Here is a 14,472-nt window from a genome sequence, read left to right on the forward strand (position 1 = left end):
CTACCGGTATCGGGAGATGGCGGCAGTCGACCTTGTCTTTCCCTCGCGAATCCGGTCTCTCGCGCTGATGGAATTCTCTCCTCAACAGGATGAAGCGCTGCAGGCGGTCGCCCGCTGGCTCAAAGCCGGCCGGCCGCAGCTGTTCCGGTTGTTCGGCTATGCCGGCACCGGCAAGACGACGCTGGCGCGCTATTTCGCCGAGCATGTCGACGGCCAGGTGCAGTTTGCCGCTTTCACCGGCAAGGCCGCGCAGGTGCTGCGTTCGAAGGGCGCGGTCAACGCCCGCACCATCCATTCGCTGATTTACCGGCCGAAGGGCGAGGAATCGGTGGCGGACCAAGTGACCGGCAAGACCTCGATGTCGCCGACTTTTTCGCTCAACCGGCAAAGCCCGATCTCGCGCGCCAAGCTCGTCGTCATCGACGAATGCTCGATGGTCGACGAACAGCTTGGCCGCGACCTGATGAGCTTCGGCAGGCCGATCCTCGTTCTCGGCGATCCCGGCCAGTTGCCACCGATTTCGGGCGGCGGTTTCTTCACCGATCACGAGCCTGACATCCTGCTCACCGAAATCCACCGGCAGGCGCGCGACAACCCGATCATCCGTTTGGCGCTCGACGTACGCGAGGGCCGCGAATTCATGCGCGGCGACTATGGCACGGCAAAGGTGATCGGTAAGGAAGATGTCACCCAGGAGCTGGTGCTGAAAGCGGACCAAGTGCTGGTCGGCACCAACCGCACGCGCCGCCGCTATAACCAGCGGCTGCGCGAGCTGAAGGGGTTCAATGCCGACTATCCACAGGCTGGCGACAAACTGGTCTGCCTGCGCAATGATCCCGCCAAGGGGCTGCTCAACGGCTCGCTGTGGAAGGTGATGACTTCGTCGCGCGAGACGGTGAAGCCGGGGATAAATCTGCTGGTCTCGCCGGAAGAGGACGATCCGGACCGCGGCGTCGCCAAGATCAAGCTGCTCAAGGCGGCGTTCGAGGACCCGGACGCCGATATCCCCTGGCAGCAGAAGAAGCGCTTCGACGATTTCGACTATGGCTATGCGCTGACCGTGCACAAGGCGCAAGGCTCGCAGTGGAACGAGATCGTGCTTTTCGATGAAAGCTGGGCTTTCAAGGAAACCCGCCAGCGCTGGCTCTACACCGCGATCACGCGCGCGGCCGAACGGCTGACCCTCGTCAGATAGGCCAGGAAATGGAACTGCTTCCCGGCAGCCTCACGGCCGGACGATTGGTCTGGCGCCGAGCCATTCCCAGGCGGCGGCTTCGTCTTCGGCCCTGAAATGCCTGAGTTCGACGGGCAGGGAAGCAGTGAAGAGGCCCTGCACCTCCGGTATCCAGTTCGGTTCGCCGACGGCAGCGCAGCGGCCGACATGTTCCAAGGCATGAGCCGTGCCCTGTGTGACCGTCTCACCTGACACCTTGGCCCAGTCGACGCCGTCATGGTCGATCAGGCGCACTAGCACGTCGATTCTCGGATGGAGAGCATAAGCCGCCTCCAGCAGCCCGAACAGGTTTTCCGCGTCGGACGCCAGGACATGGCCGACGATGTCGACGGCGAAAAGATCGTCACGGTCAGTGGGGATGCGGCGAACCGCCGGCACGGATTCGAGCGAATTCACGGTTCTTCCTTTCGCAGAACATCGTTTGTGTTTGTGGAACACCGGAAACCCTCTGTCTGTTCCCGCCAAAGGCGCTATAGATGCGCGCCAATAAAGCGCGTCGCGTTCAATGGACGATGTGGCGCGCCCCAAGGTCTTTGTTTTACGCATGTCCCAAAACCGCTGCGCACTTTCAGCGACATGCGTTGGAGCCGGAACCCGAAACCATGCCTGCAAAGCTTTCCGTCAATCTCAACGCCATCGCCATGCTGCGCAACCGGCGCGACTTGCCATGGCCGAGCGTGACCGGGCTCGGGCGGATTGCCCTTGCTGCGGGGGCACATGGGCTGACCGTGCATCCACGACCCGACGAGCGGCATACGCGCCATTCCGACCTGCCCGAGATCAGGGCGCTGATCGACGACGAGTTCCCCAATGCGGAGTTCAACATCGAGGGTTATCCGACCGAGGATTTTCTGGCGCTTGTCGAAAAGCATCAGCCGGAGCAAGTGACGCTGGTTCCCGACGATCCGGACCAGGCGACCTCCGACCATGGCTGGAACTTCGTCGCCGAGGCCGCGTTCCTGGTACCGATCGTCAAACGGCTGAAGAAGAGCGGCTTTCGGGTGTCGCTGTTTTCCGATCCTGATCCCCAAGGGGTGAGGGCAGCGCGCGACACGGGTGCCGACCGGATCGAGCTCTATACCGGTCCTTATGGAAGCTGCCATTCCGATTCCGCCAGGGCGGCGAAAGAGTTGGAAAGATTGGGAAAAACTGCGGACGCCGCGATTGCTGCCGGGCTTCAGGTCAATGCCGGGCACGACCTTGTGGTGACCAATCTGCCGGCGCTGGCGAAGCGCATCCCGGCATTGGCCGAAGTGTCTATCGGACACGGGTTGACAGCCGATGCGTTGGAGTATGGCATGGCCGGCACGATTAGGCGGTTTCTGAAGGCTTGCGGGTGGTAGAGATGCGAGCCTCGCGTTGCCGGCATGGGAGCCATTACGTGGCGGCACTTGATATTGCACCGCAGCAAGCGTAGAGCACCGCCCGCTTATCGGAGTGTCGCCTATGGCCCTTACCAATTCTGGTAGTGAGGCAGAAGCCGTCGATCAATCCAGCCATTCTGAGGTCGAAAAGCACAGCACCAAGGTTCTGATGCTCGGCGCTCTCGGCGTGGTTTACGGCGACATCGGCACGAGCCCGATCTATGCGTTTCGCGAAGCATTGCATGCTGCGCCCGGTATCGATTCGCGCAGTGCGGTTCTTGGCGTTCTGTCGCTGATCGTCTGGGCGCTGACGATCATCGTGACCATAAAGTACGTCGCGTTCGTGCTTCGGGCTGACAATAAGGGTGAAGGTGGTACTCTGTCGCTTATGGCGCTGGCTCGGAGCGCTTACCCGGCTGGCTCCGGTATCATTCTCGGCATTGGCCTCTGCGGCGCTGCGCTGTTTTTCGGCGACGCGATCATAACGCCAGCCATCTCGGTGCTTTCAGCGGTGGAAGGCCTCAGGGTAGCGACCCCGGCATTCGATCCGTATGTGGTTCCCATTACATTGGTGATTCTGGCGGGTTTGTTTGCCGTACAACGCTTCGGAACCGGTAAGGTGGCCTCGGTTTTTGGGCCGGTGACGGCGCTTTGGTTTCTGGCGATCGGCGTTGGCGGATTGGTGCACATCCTTGACGATCCCTCGGTGCTTTTGGCCATCAATCCATACTATGCAATCAGCTATCTTGCCGAAGCCAACGCAGGTGCGTTTGTAACTGTCGGCGCGGTTTTTCTGGCGGTGACCGGCGCTGAAGCACTTTATGTCGATCTTGGCCACTTCGGGCGCCGTCCAATCGTGCTGGCCTGGTTTTCGATTGTGTTCCCCTGCCTGCTGCTCAACTACTTCGGGCAGGGGGCATTCGTCCTTGCTCACGGTGGCCTGCCCGACAACCCGTTTTTCCAAATGCTGCCGGATTGGGCATTGATGCCGATGGTCGGGCTCGCAACAGCCGCGACAGTCATCGCCAGTCAAGCCGTTATCTCTGGTGCCTTTTCGCTGACCCGACAGGCGGTGCAGCTCAATCTTCTACCCAGAATCGAGGTCCAGCATACATCCGAGATGCAGCTTGGCCAGATTTACATGCCGCGGGTTAATTTGCTCATTTCACTCGGCGTGATGTTGCTGGTCGTCGGCTTTGGCAGTTCGAGTTCGCTGGCTTCTGCCTATGGAATTTCGGTGACGGGCGAAATGCTGATGACGACTATTTTGTTGTTCGTGGTGATGCGGTGGCTGTGGAAATGGCAGGTCGCCCTCGCTGCGGCGCTGGCGCTGCTCTTTGGCACGATAGATTCCGGGTTCTTCCTAGCGAATGTCGTGAAGATCGTGGAAGGCGGATGGGTTTCAATCACCGTTGCCTGCGTCATGGGACTAATCATGTATACTTGGATCCGCGGCAGCCGCTACCTGTTCGACAAGACGCGCCGGAACGAGATTCCGCTCGATTTCCTTGCCGGCAATCTGGTGAAAAAGAAACCGCAGCTGGTGTCCGGCACGGCCGTGTTCCTGACCAGCGACCCGCAAAGCGCGCCGACTGCGCTGATGCACAGCCTGAAGCACTACAAGGTGCTGCACGAGCAGAACGTCGTCCTTTCGGTGGTGACGGCGCAGCAGCCGCTGGTGCCCGACAGCGACCGTGTCAAGATGGAAACGATCAATGACCTGTTCATGCGGGTGACGCTGACCTTCGGCTATATGGAACAGCCGAATATTCCGCGTGCGCTGGCGATCTGCCGCAAGCAGGGCTGGAAGTTCGACATCATGACAACGTCCTTCTTCCTGTCGCGGCGTTCGCTCAAGGCCTCGCCCAATTCCGGCATGCCGGTGTGGCAGGACAAGCTGTTCATCGGCCTGGCGCGCACCGCTGCGGATGCGACGGAGTATTTCCAGATCCCGACCGGACGCGTGGTGGAGATCGGGACACAGGTGGCGATCTAGACATAGGCCGTGCCTGGGGCACGGCATATGTCGCAGCGCCTGAACGGAGCCTTCAGCCTACCAAGGCAGCCTTGTTCGCCTCAAGGAACTGCTTCAGCGGTTGCGGCTTCCTGCCTGAAAGCGTTTCAACTGCGTCCGTCACCATGGCAATGCGGCCCGAGCGCGTGTTGGTATCGAAGGAAACAACGATGGGAGCGAACCCTTCGGGAACGCCTGCGGCTTTCAGCCCCTCGGTCAACGCTTCGTCCGGAAGCTGGACAACCTCGATGGGCTTGCCGGTGACCTCGGTGACCAGCGCCGCGATCTCGGCCACGGTATAGGCCTGCGGGCCCGTCAGCGTGTATGTCGTGCTTGCGGTCGCGCCCGAAGCGAGGCCGGCGGCGATTGCCGCGGCCATGTCGTCGCGGGCGCCATGGGCAATGCGCCCGTCGGCGGCGGATGTATACCAGTGCCCCGAGGCAATGGCGTGCGGCAGCGCCATGAACAGGTTCTCCTGGTACCAGCCGTTGCGGAAAATCGTGTAAGAGATGCCGCTCGCCTTGATCGCCTGCTCGGTACCGTAGTGGTCACCGGCGAACAGGATTGGCGATCCCGGTTCCGGGTTGGGCATCGACGTGTAGAGAAGGTGCGAAACGCCAGCCTTCCTGGCCGCAGCGACGGCGGTCTCATGCTGCTTCAGGCGCTTGCCACCATGAACGTCGAGCTCGCTGGTCGAGATGATCAGCACCCTGTCGGCACCCTTGAATGCACTGGCCAGCGATGCCGCGTCGTCGAAGTCGGCGGCCCTGATGGCGACGCCCCGCGCTGCCAGATCGGCAAGGTTTGCCGGATTGCGGGTGGCGGCGATGATCCGCTGAGGCGCAACCTTGAGCGTGTCCAGCAGATGATGGATGACGCCGCGGCCAAGTTGGCCGGAAGCGCCGGTGACGAGAAGGGTTTCGGTCATGAGGGGTCCTGAGGTTGCGCCAAAAGCGGCGTGCATGAATAAGTCTCAAAAAGAGACCAGCACTAAAATAGGAATTGACCGACCCTCGTAAAGAAGGCAGTTTTGCGGGAGGTAGGCACCCGCAGGGAACCAGCGATGGACAGCAAGATCGTCAATCTGAGAACGAAGCTCGAGATCTATAAAGCGGGCAGCGGTGGCGGAAATCTTGCGGATTGTCCGGTTCGCGATGTGATCCAGGGCATCAGCGGCAAATGGAGTTCGCTGCTGATGATGGCGCTGGCGGAAAAGCCCTATCGCTTCGGTGAATTGCGGCGCCTTGTGCCTGATATCTCACAGCGCATGCTGACCCAGACGCTGCACGACCTGCAGCGCGACGGCTACGTCCATCGCCAGGTGTTTGCGACCAAGCCGCCGAGCGTCGAATACAGTCTGACCGATCTTGGGCGTTCGATGTTCGGCCCCTTGCATCAACTGATCCAGTGGGCCGAGCTCAATCATGGCGCGGTGCGCACCGCGCGCGCCGCCTTCGACAACGCCGACGGCTGAGACCATCAATGCCAGGAGGCGGCTTGATTTGGCAAGATCGCTGAAGGATTGTCCGGCTTGGGCAGCATTCGGCGGGCAACGGGCATTTCTCTCGACATCGCGATTGCCGGGGCAGGCCCGGCCGGACTGGCCACCGCGCTCTATCTCAAGCGGGCCGGGCACCGGGTCACCGTCTTCGATCGTTTCGACGAGCCGAAGCCGGTCGGTTCCGGGCTGATCCTGCAGCCGACCGGGCTGACAGTGCTCGCCGATCTCGGCTTGCTTGACGACATTCTGGTGCTGGGCAGCCGCATCGACCGCCTGCATGGTGCAGACGCCAAGACCGGCCGCACCGTGCTCGGCGTCCGCTATGATGCCCCGCGCGGCCGCCGGTTCGGGCTGGCAGTGCACCGGTCGGCCCTGTTCGGCGTGCTCTTCCGTGCCGCCAAGCGCGAAGCGATCACCATGGAAACCAGCATCGAGATCGAGACGCTGGAGACCGGCGAACGAGCGATACTGGTCTGCCAAAACGGGCGAAGGCTGGGGCCGTTCGATCTGGTCGTCGATGCCAGCGGCTCACGCTCCAAGCTGCGGCGACACTTGAGAAATCCGGGCGAAGTGCTGCCGCTTGCCTATGGCGCGTTCTGGGCGTCGCTCGGCTGGCGCGGCGACGGTTTCGACGAGAAGGCATTGCTGCAGCGTTATGACAGAGCAAGCGTAATGGTCGGTGTGCTGCCGATCGGCCGGCCGGAATCCGGCGCTGAAAAGATGGCGGCATTCTTCTGGAGCCGATCTCGAACGCGTGCGGGCGACAGGTCTGAATGCATGGAAGGCGAGGGTGGTCGAGCTGTGGCCCGAATGCCAGGCATTCACCGAGCAGATCGACAGTTTCGACCAACTTTCGCTGGCGCGTTACGGCCATCACACGATGAAGCTGCCGGCCGGCCGGCGGTTGGCTGTTATCGGCGACGCGGCGCATTCGACCAGCCCGCAACTCGGGCAAGGGGCGAACATGGCGCTGCTCGATGCGGCGGCGCTCAACTACTCGCTTGCGCGGGCCGACACCGTCGACGCAGCGCTGGAGGCCTATGCCTGGGCGCGGCGATGGCACGTGCGGGTGTTCCAGGCGCTGTCGCTGATGCTGACGCCGTTCTACAAGTCGGATTCGATCGTAATGCCGTTCGTCCGCGACAGGCTGGTGGCGACGGCGCCGAAAATTCCGCCGGCGCCGCAGTTTCTCGCCGCGATGGTGGCCGGAACCGTGATCGATCCGTTCACGCGGATCGGGCTTGCGGAAGCGCTGTGGCCGGAGCGTTCCGCTGGATTATTGTCGAAAGATGCGAGCCCTTCGCCTGCAGAAAGGCATGGAGGCGTCGCGGATAGTCGGGGGTGACCGCGTCCATCACCGACCGGCGTTCACGCAATGCCTTGCGCCAGGCCTGTACAAGCGGCTTTCCGTTCAGGATGCCGAAATCGCCGATCTCGTCGAAGACGTCGAAGTAGCGGAAGATCGGCCCGTAGACCGCGTCGACCAGCGAAAAGCGCTCGCCGGCGAACCACGGCCCATGCCGGCCGGCATCCTGCGCCAGTTCCACTTCGACACGATCGAACATCGCTGCCAGGGCATTGCTTTCAGCGAGGAAGGCGCCTCCCGTCGGCGCGGAATAGAACCGGCTGATGGCGTTGAGAATGGCCGAGCCGAATTCGATCCAGGCGCGATGCCGGGCGCGGGCGAGCGGATCAGCGGGATGCAGCGGGTGGGCCTGCGTCTCCTCGAGGAATTCGAGGATGACAGCGGATTCGAAGATCACCGTTTCCTCGTCGTTTTGCTGGACGCGCAACAACGGCACCTTGCCAAGCGGCGATATCGCCTTGAACCAGGACGGCTTGTTGGCGAGGTCGATGGTGAGGCGTTCAAACGGCACGGCCTTTTCGCGCAGTGAAATCGCCGCGCGCTGCACGTAGGGACAAAGATGATGGCTGACGAGGATGAGCTTGCCGGACATTTCACTCTCCCCAGACATAGTTCAAGGCGCCGTCCTCGACGCGGGTGGAGAGGAACATGAGGCGGGAGCCTTTGGACGCCGGGCCTTCGAGGCGGTCGCCGCTCGCCATGTCGAACGAGGCGCCATGCCACTGACAGACTAGCTTGCCGTCCTTGCAATCGAGCGGCCCGCCGAAATGCAAGCAGACATTGGCAGCAGCGCGGATACGATCGCCGCTGCGATAGACATGGACCTCGCGGCCGAAGAACGGCGCGATCAGGCTGCCCGTTTCGGGAATGTCGGCGGCCTTGCAGATTTCATGCTTCATCGGTTTACCTTCCAAGATTGATGCAACCGCATCCATGTAGATGCATATGCATCGATCTGTCAAGCTTGATGCAATTGCATCTATCACCTATGCTGCAGCCATGACGGAGAAAGCCACCCCTTCGCCCGAAGCCATCAAGGCGTGGGCCCGCCTGATGCGGGTTTCGCGCCAGCTCGTGGAAAGTGCCGAAGACGCGCTGAAGGACGGCGGCCTGCCGCCGCTTGCCTGGTACGACGTGCTGCACGAGCTTGCCGAGACGGGCGAGGGTGGATTGCGACCGTTCCAGCTGACCGAGCGTACCTTGTTCGCGCAATACAACATCTCGCGGCTGCTGGCGCGGCTCGAAGCCGACGGCCTGGTCGAGAAGCTCAGGGTTGCCGATGACGGCCGCGGACAAACCATCCGCATCACCGGCAAGGGGCGCGAAACCCGCCGTCGCATGTGGGCCGTTTACGGCCCGTCGATCGCGGAACTGGTCGGCGTCAGGCTTTCGGCAAGCGAACTCGAAACCTTGTCGGGTCTGCTTGGGCGACTGCGCCATCCAGCCATCGTGGAATGACTTCTCCCGCTAAGCAGCCGATGCGGGGAAGCGGGTTGGCAAGATGGCGCGAGCTCAGACCGGGTGGCTGCCCCAAAGGAATGCCAGGGCTGCCAGCACACCAAGCGCTGCGCGAACCAGGTGCAGATTGCCCCATTTGACGATCAAGGCCCTGGCTTGCGGATTGGCGGCGGCCGCATCCATCGCCTCCAGCGATCTGTTTGTCGGCATCATCACTATCAGCGTCCACGGCCAGGGCAGGATAATCAGCACCGCCCCGACCAGATAGGCGAGACCGCCGGTCTGCCACCAGGCAATGACACCGAAAACACAGGCGACAACGGCGATCGACGCCTGCATGGCGGCGCCGCGCTTGTAGGCGGGCTGCCATTCCTGCAGCAACGCCCGGTCATCGAGCTGAAGCCGGGCTGGCTGCTCGGCGACGCTGACATAGATGGCGGCGCCCGCAAACGCGGCGGCAACGGTCAAGGCAAGCAATCCGACGAGCATCGTCTCTTCCACGACAAGCCGCCCACCACAGCGCGGCCTCAACACGAAATAAGGCTTGCACAGGTTTGGACAATACGCCATAGAAGCACAGAACCGTAACGTACGGTACGCTTTGGCTGAAACCCAAACCATCATCGGGGCAGGAAAAGAACTTTGTTGCAGGCAAGCGCCGACATCGACACCAGCGAGACGCTGACGGAACGGCAAAAGGCCGTGCTGGACGCCGCCCTTCGCCTGCTGGTCGAGGAAGGCGACCACCTGACCATGACCGCCGTGGCGCGGCGGGCGAGCTGTTCCAAGGAAACGCTCTACAAATGGTTCGGCGACCGCGACGGGCTGTTGACGGCGACGGTGCAGTGGCAGGCTTCCAAGGTGCGCGTGGCCCCCGTCGACCGCAAGGGGCTCGACCTTGCGTCGCTGACGGCGAGCCTCGAACGCTTTGCCTCGGACTGGCTCAAGGTGATTTCGAGCGACACCTCGATTGCACTGAACCGCGTCGCGGTCGGCCATGCCGGCCCCGTCAAGCGCAAAGACGGCAAGGACGATCTTGGCGCCATCGTGCTGGAGAATGGCCGCTTTGCGCTGGCGAGGCGCCTGAAGCCGGTGCTGGAAGCCGGCAGGCAGGCCGGGCTTCTCCAGTTTTCGGACGCCGAAGCGGCGTTCCGCACCTTCTTCGGGCTGGTCGCCCGCGACGTGCAGATCCGCCTTTTGCTCGGCGACCGGCTGGAATTGACTGATGCGGCGATCGGCGGCGATGCCGCCCGGGCGACACAACAGTTCCTCGCTCTCCACGGAGCAAAAACCGGGCCGCAAGGCCTCTGATCTCAAGAACGGGAAGGAAGAAAAATGCGTGTCTATTACGATCGCGACGCCGATCTCAACCTGATCAAGGGCAAGAAGGTCGCCATCATCGGCTATGGCAGCCAGGGCCGGGCGCATGCGCTCAACCTCAAGGATTCCGGCGTCAGGGATATCGCCATCGGTCTCAAGGCTGGCTCGGCGACCGCCAAGAAGGTCGAGGCCGACGGGCTCAAGGTGATGAGCGTGGCGGATGTCGCCAAATGGGCCGACCTGATGATGATGGCAACGCCCGACGAGCTGCAGGCCGACATCTACAAGTCAGAGATCGCACCGAACATTCGCGACGGCGCGGCGATCGCCTTCGCACATGGCCTCAACGTGCACTTCGGGCTCATCGAGCCGAAGGCTTCGGTCGACGTCGTCATGATTGCGCCGAAGGGCCCCGGCCACACTGTGCGCGGCGAATACCAGAAGGGCGGCGGCGTACCGTGCCTGGTCGCGGTCAACCAGGACGCTTCGGGCAACGCGCTCGATCTGGCGCTGTCCTACGCCTGCGGCGTCGGCGGCGGCCGTTCTGGCATCATCGAAACCAACTTCCGCGAGGAATGCGAGACCGATCTGTTCGGCGAACAGGTTGTGCTGTGCGGCGGCCTGGTCGAGTTGATCCGCGCCGGCTTCGAGACGCTGGTGGAAGCTGGGTACGCGCCGGAAATGGCCTATTTCGAGTGCCTGCACGAGGTCAAGCTGATCGTCGACCTGATCTACGAGGGCGGCATCGCCAACATGAATTACTCGATCTCGAACACTGCCGAATGGGGCGAATATGTTTCGGGCCCGCGCATCATCACCGCCGAGACCAAGGCCGAGATGAAGCGCGTGCTGAAGGATATCCAGACCGGCAAGTTTACGTCGGAGTGGATGCAGGAATACCGTGCCGGCATGGCGCGCTTCAAGGGCATCCGCCGCAACAATGACAGCCACCAGATCGAGGAAGTCGGCGCCAAGCTGCGCGCGATGATGCCGTGGATCTCCAAGAACAAGCTGGTCGACAAGGCCAAGAATTAGGATTTAATCGCGAGAGGGCGGCGTGATGATCGCCGCCCTATTCGTATAGCTCATGCACGAGCGCCGCTGAGCCTAGCCATAGTGCCAATGCGGCTTGGGCTCGGTGCCGGTGAACATAACGCCGATGCGGTCCTCGCGGCGCCAGCGGACCACGGCCTTGTAGGCGATGCCATCGGTCGGCACATAGAGCAGAAATTCATCCGGCACCCGCGCGTCGATCGACACTTTCAGCTCCGCACCGCCGGCATGCATGTTGCGCAGCGTGCATTTGACCTCGGAATTGGTCACGCCGGTCAGGATCGTCGCGCCCTTGAGGACGCGCTGCCTGTGCTTGTCTCTGTTTTCGTCCTGGGCCATCACACAATCCCGGGCGATCGTCGCATAGGGAGCGGTCTGATCAGCACGTTCGATAGACCTGCCTGATAAACATAGCGTTAGCATCGATGGCTACGGGCGAACTTTGCGGCCCAGAGAAAAGCTCAGAGACAAAAATGGCGCCGCGATACGCGGCGCCACAACCATTCGTCAGCCGGTGTTGCTCAACTATAGGGCGAAATGCACTGCTGGCGCGGACCATAATAGGGCTGGAACGTGTTGTCCGCAGCCCGGTAAGACCTGTAGCGGTTGTAGCACCAGCGGACATGGGCGCTCGAAAGGGTGCGATAGTAACGGCGCGGCGCATAGTAACCGTTGTTGTAGTAGCCCCGGTTGTAGTAGCCCTGGTACAGGCTGCCAAGGCCGAACCCAAGGCCCAAACCGAGAAGCGCGGCGGCGCCGTTGTCGTTGTCGTGGTAACCGCCGTAATAGCCGCCACCGTAGTACCGGCGATGGTGATGGCGCCGCCAGCGCCAGTCGTCATTCCAATTGCCGTTGTCCCAATTGCGGGAAAAATGGTGCTCGCGGAAATTGTTGTGGCGCCATCTCCAATCGTCGCCGTGCCATTGCCGGACGCCATGCCTGCGCCAACGCCAATTGTACATCTGTCTGTCATTGCCGCCGGCCCACTCGGCGCGGACCGGCGTAATTTGCGGCGCTGCGGCATTGGCCGGCACCGACAGGTCTGGTTGCAGGATCGGGCCGGCGAAAGACGGAGCCGTCAGGCCCGCCACAAGGCCGAGCGTCATCAGCCCGGATCCGAGCGAAGACAAAAAGAGCGGTTTCATTGCACTCTCCGAAGGTTCAGGCCCCACGCCCACCACTCCGAGGAAGAAACTCGACAGTGGAACTTTCCGTCTGAACGGAAGATGAACAAAAAGGTTCCGTCAACCATAACTGGCGTTAGCGCTATGCCCTTGTTTTCGGACGCGCTTGCGGGCAAAGCTCATCGCCATGTCGCTGCGCCTCGCCACCTTCAACGTCGAAAACCTGATGAACAGGTTCGATTTTTCCGGCTACCGCAACCAGCTCAACGAAGATCGCACGCTGGCGCTGTTCGACATCCGGAGCGAGGCTGAATACAGGATGCTGGAGCAGGCGCGCGCGATCGCACAGTCTGACGATACGCGCCAGCTGACGGCGCTGGCGATCGCGGCCACCCGCGCTGACATCATCTGCATGCAGGAGGTCGACAATATCGAGGCGCTGAAGGCCTTCGAATATGGCTATCTGTTCAAGATGGTCGGGCAGGGCTACCGGCAAAAATACACCACATCAGGCAATGATTCGCGCGGCATCGACGTCGCTGTGATGATGCGCAACGAGACCGCGCAGGGCCAGCCGATAGAATTCGTGCGCATGACCAGCCACGCCTATGTCACTTTCGAGCAGTTCGGCCTGCACACGCCGGAACTGGCGGCGCTTGGGCATCTGGCCAACGAGCGCGTCTTCCGGCGCGACTGCCTGGAAATCGACGTGACCGTAGGAGGCGTGCCGCTGACGCTCTACCTCGTGCATTTCAAGTCGATGGGCTCCCCCCGCAACGGTCTGGACGGGCGCGAGGCGACGATGCCGCTGCGCATTGCCGAGGCGCTGGCAGTGCGCTGCATCATCGAGGAGCGCTTCGGCAAGGATCACGCCGCCGACAAACGCTGGGCGATCTGCGGCGACATGAACGATTACCGGCAGCGCGTGAAAGTCACCGGCGATGCCGTCGACGGCTACCGCTTCGAGGTGGTCAACGAGAGCCAGTCCTGTCTCAACGTGCTTACCGCCGGCGGCTTTTGCGAAAACGCCGTCGAGCGGCGCCCGGAGATGGACCGCTGGACCTTCTACCATACGCGCGGGCCGGAAGAGCGGCATCTCTGCCAGCTCGACTACATCCTGCTGTCGAAGGCGCTGGCCAGCAAGAACGCCACAGCCGTTCCCGACATCATCCGAAACGGCCAGCCCTGGCGCACCATATTTCCGGCAGGTCAGGAAGTGGACCGCTTTCCGCGCGCCGGCTGGGACCGGCCGAAGGCGTCCGACCATTGTCCGGTGGCGGTCACTTTGGACATGGCCTGAGGACGGTCTGTTGAGTTTTGACCTGCCGCGCAACATCATCCTGCCGGTCGATGCGGTCGACGTCAGGCTCGACCCTGGTCCGCATCCGTTCGAGCGCGACAATGCGCAGGCGATCGCCGACAACTGGCAGCGCGAGACGGCGGCCAACCCCGCGCTGTTCGACGGCACCGTGGTGCTGCTTTCGGCGCTCAGCTACCGCGACAACAGCCTCGTCGGCCGCTGCCATGCGGTGCGCTACTCGACCTTCATGCTTTGGCGCGGCAACAGGCAGGTGGCCGGCGCCGAACACGCCTATGCCCATGCCATGCTGGTCGCCGGCGACAATGCGCTGGTGGCGATCCGCATGGCGTCGCACACCGTCAATCCCGGCCGCGTCTATTTCGCCGCCGGCTCGTTGGAGCCGGTCGATTTTCGCGACGGTCTTGTCGATGTCGACTTCAACATGATGCGTGAGGTGCGTGAGGAAACCGGCCTCGACCTATCAGGCGCGGCACGCGGCAAGCGCTATTACGCGATGTCGACCGCAAGCGGCACGGTGATCTTTCGCCGCTACCATGAGCCGGCATCCGCCGACGAGGTCGCGCAGCGCATCAGCGCCTTCGTCGCCACCGAGGCGGAGCCGGAAATCGAGGGACCTGTCATCATCCGCCATGCCGCCGACCTGCCGGACGGGCTGATGCCGCACATGAAGCCGCTGATCGAGTGGCATTTTTCTGGCGATCACGCCTGAGTTTGCCG

16 protein-coding genes and 1 pseudogene are annotated in these 14,472 nt (G+C 62.3%); 10 read left to right on the forward strand and 7 right to left on the reverse strand.

All coding sequences use genetic code 11. The features are described from left to right. Window positions 1–67: 67 nt before the first annotated feature. Complete coding sequence (locus EN859_RS10965; protein ID WP_127853404.1) at window positions 68–1,195, forward strand: ATP-dependent RecD-like DNA helicase; 1,128 nt, start codon at window positions 68–70, stop codon at window positions 1,193–1,195. 30 nt (window positions 1,196–1,225) lie between these two features. On the opposite strand, the gene EN859_RS10970 is transcribed toward EN859_RS10965, so the two are convergent. Beyond that, window positions 1,226–1,630, reverse strand: a complete 405-nt coding sequence (locus tag EN859_RS10970; protein ID WP_127853365.1) for an STAS/SEC14 domain-containing protein — start codon at window positions 1,628–1,630, stop codon at window positions 1,226–1,228. Between the two features lie 206 nt (window positions 1,631–1,836). Between EN859_RS10970 and EN859_RS10975 the strand changes: the two genes are divergently transcribed. Together EN859_RS10975 and EN859_RS10980 are read left to right on the forward strand one after the other, a co-directional pair. Beyond that, window positions 1,837–2,577 (forward strand): pyridoxine 5'-phosphate synthase, encoded by a 741-nt coding sequence (locus EN859_RS10975; protein ID WP_127853366.1) that lies wholly within the window; start codon window positions 1,837–1,839, stop codon window positions 2,575–2,577. A gap of 103 nt (window positions 2,578–2,680) precedes the next feature. Then, window positions 2,681–4,594 (forward strand): potassium transporter Kup, encoded by a 1,914-nt coding sequence (locus EN859_RS10980; protein WP_127853367.1) that lies wholly within the window; start codon window positions 2,681–2,683, stop codon window positions 4,592–4,594. Window positions 4,595–4,646: 52 nt separating this feature from the next. Here the strand turns inward: EN859_RS10980 and EN859_RS10985 are convergent, their stop codons facing one another. After that, on the reverse strand, window positions 4,647–5,540 hold the full coding sequence (locus EN859_RS10985) for an SDR family oxidoreductase (protein WP_127853368.1): 894 nt from the start codon (window positions 5,538–5,540) through the stop codon (window positions 4,647–4,649). Window positions 5,541–5,675: 135 nt separating this feature from the next. On the opposite strand from EN859_RS10985, the gene EN859_RS10990 reads away from it, so the two are divergent. Next, window positions 5,676–6,086 (forward strand): helix-turn-helix domain-containing protein, encoded by a 411-nt coding sequence (locus EN859_RS10990; protein ID WP_127853369.1) that lies wholly within the window; start codon window positions 5,676–5,678, stop codon window positions 6,084–6,086. Between the two features lie 57 nt (window positions 6,087–6,143). Beyond that, window positions 6,144–7,458: pseudogene (locus EN859_RS10995) on the forward strand (NAD(P)/FAD-dependent oxidoreductase). On the opposite strand, the gene EN859_RS11000 reads toward EN859_RS10995, so the two are convergent. Next, on the reverse strand, window positions 7,340–8,071 hold the full coding sequence (locus EN859_RS11000; RefSeq protein WP_189501825.1) for a glutathione S-transferase family protein: 732 nt from the start codon (window positions 8,069–8,071) through the stop codon (window positions 7,340–7,342). The pseudogene EN859_RS10995 and the gene EN859_RS11000 overlap by 119 nt on opposite strands. Before the next feature lies 1 nt (window position 8,072). Continuing rightward, the gene (locus EN859_RS11005) at window positions 8,073–8,378 is read right to left on the reverse strand and encodes a Rieske (2Fe-2S) protein (RefSeq protein WP_127853371.1); all 306 of its coding nucleotides are present in this window, start codon (window positions 8,376–8,378) and stop codon (window positions 8,073–8,075) included. A gap of 100 nt (window positions 8,379–8,478) precedes the next feature. Between EN859_RS11005 and EN859_RS11010 the strand changes: the two genes are divergently transcribed. After that, window positions 8,479–8,937 carry a MarR family winged helix-turn-helix transcriptional regulator gene (locus EN859_RS11010; RefSeq protein WP_127853372.1) on the forward strand — a complete coding sequence of 153 codons (459 nt, stop codon included), beginning with the start codon at window positions 8,479–8,481 and terminating at the stop codon, window positions 8,935–8,937. 54 nt (window positions 8,938–8,991) lie between these two features. Here the strand turns inward: EN859_RS11010 and EN859_RS11015 are convergent, their stop codons facing one another. Then, window positions 8,992–9,426 (reverse strand): DUF1772 domain-containing protein, encoded by a 435-nt coding sequence (locus EN859_RS11015; RefSeq protein WP_127853373.1) that lies wholly within the window; start codon window positions 9,424–9,426, stop codon window positions 8,992–8,994. Between the two features lie 153 nt (window positions 9,427–9,579). On the opposite strand from EN859_RS11015, the gene EN859_RS11020 reads away from it, so the two are divergent. Further along, window positions 9,580–10,248, forward strand: coding sequence for a TetR/AcrR family transcriptional regulator (locus EN859_RS11020; protein ID WP_127853374.1), 669 nt, complete (start codon window positions 9,580–9,582; stop codon window positions 10,246–10,248). Window positions 10,249–10,272: 24 nt separating this feature from the next. Further along, window positions 10,273–11,292, forward strand: a complete 1,020-nt coding sequence (gene ilvC, locus EN859_RS11025; protein WP_127853375.1) for a ketol-acid reductoisomerase — start codon at window positions 10,273–10,275, stop codon at window positions 11,290–11,292. A gap of 72 nt (window positions 11,293–11,364) precedes the next feature. On the opposite strand, the gene EN859_RS11030 is transcribed toward ilvC, so the two are convergent. Both EN859_RS11030 and EN859_RS11035 read right to left on the reverse strand, forming a co-directional pair. Further along, the gene (locus EN859_RS11030) at window positions 11,365–11,649 is read right to left on the reverse strand and encodes a PilZ domain-containing protein (RefSeq protein ID WP_127853376.1); all 285 of its coding nucleotides are present in this window, start codon (window positions 11,647–11,649) and stop codon (window positions 11,365–11,367) included. Between the two features lie 182 nt (window positions 11,650–11,831). Next, window positions 11,832–12,455: a BA14K family protein gene (locus tag EN859_RS11035; RefSeq protein WP_127853377.1), complete on the reverse strand. Its 624-nt coding sequence runs from the start codon at window positions 12,453–12,455 to the stop codon at window positions 11,832–11,834. 166 nt (window positions 12,456–12,621) lie between these two features. Between EN859_RS11035 and EN859_RS11040 the strand changes: the two genes are divergently transcribed. After that, entirely contained in the window at window positions 12,622–13,734 is a 1,113-nt protein-coding gene (locus tag EN859_RS11040; protein WP_127853405.1) for an endonuclease/exonuclease/phosphatase family protein, read from the forward strand. Window positions 13,735–13,744: 10 nt separating this feature from the next. Beyond that, on the forward strand, window positions 13,745–14,464 hold the full coding sequence (locus tag EN859_RS11045; protein ID WP_127853378.1) for a hypothetical protein: 720 nt from the start codon (window positions 13,745–13,747) through the stop codon (window positions 14,462–14,464). Window positions 14,465–14,472 lie beyond the last annotated feature (8 nt).

Source organism: Mesorhizobium sp. M00.F.Ca.ET.216.01.1.1 (genome assembly GCF_004010325.2).
Classification (GTDB): Bacteria; Pseudomonadota; Alphaproteobacteria; order Rhizobiales; family Rhizobiaceae; genus Mesorhizobium.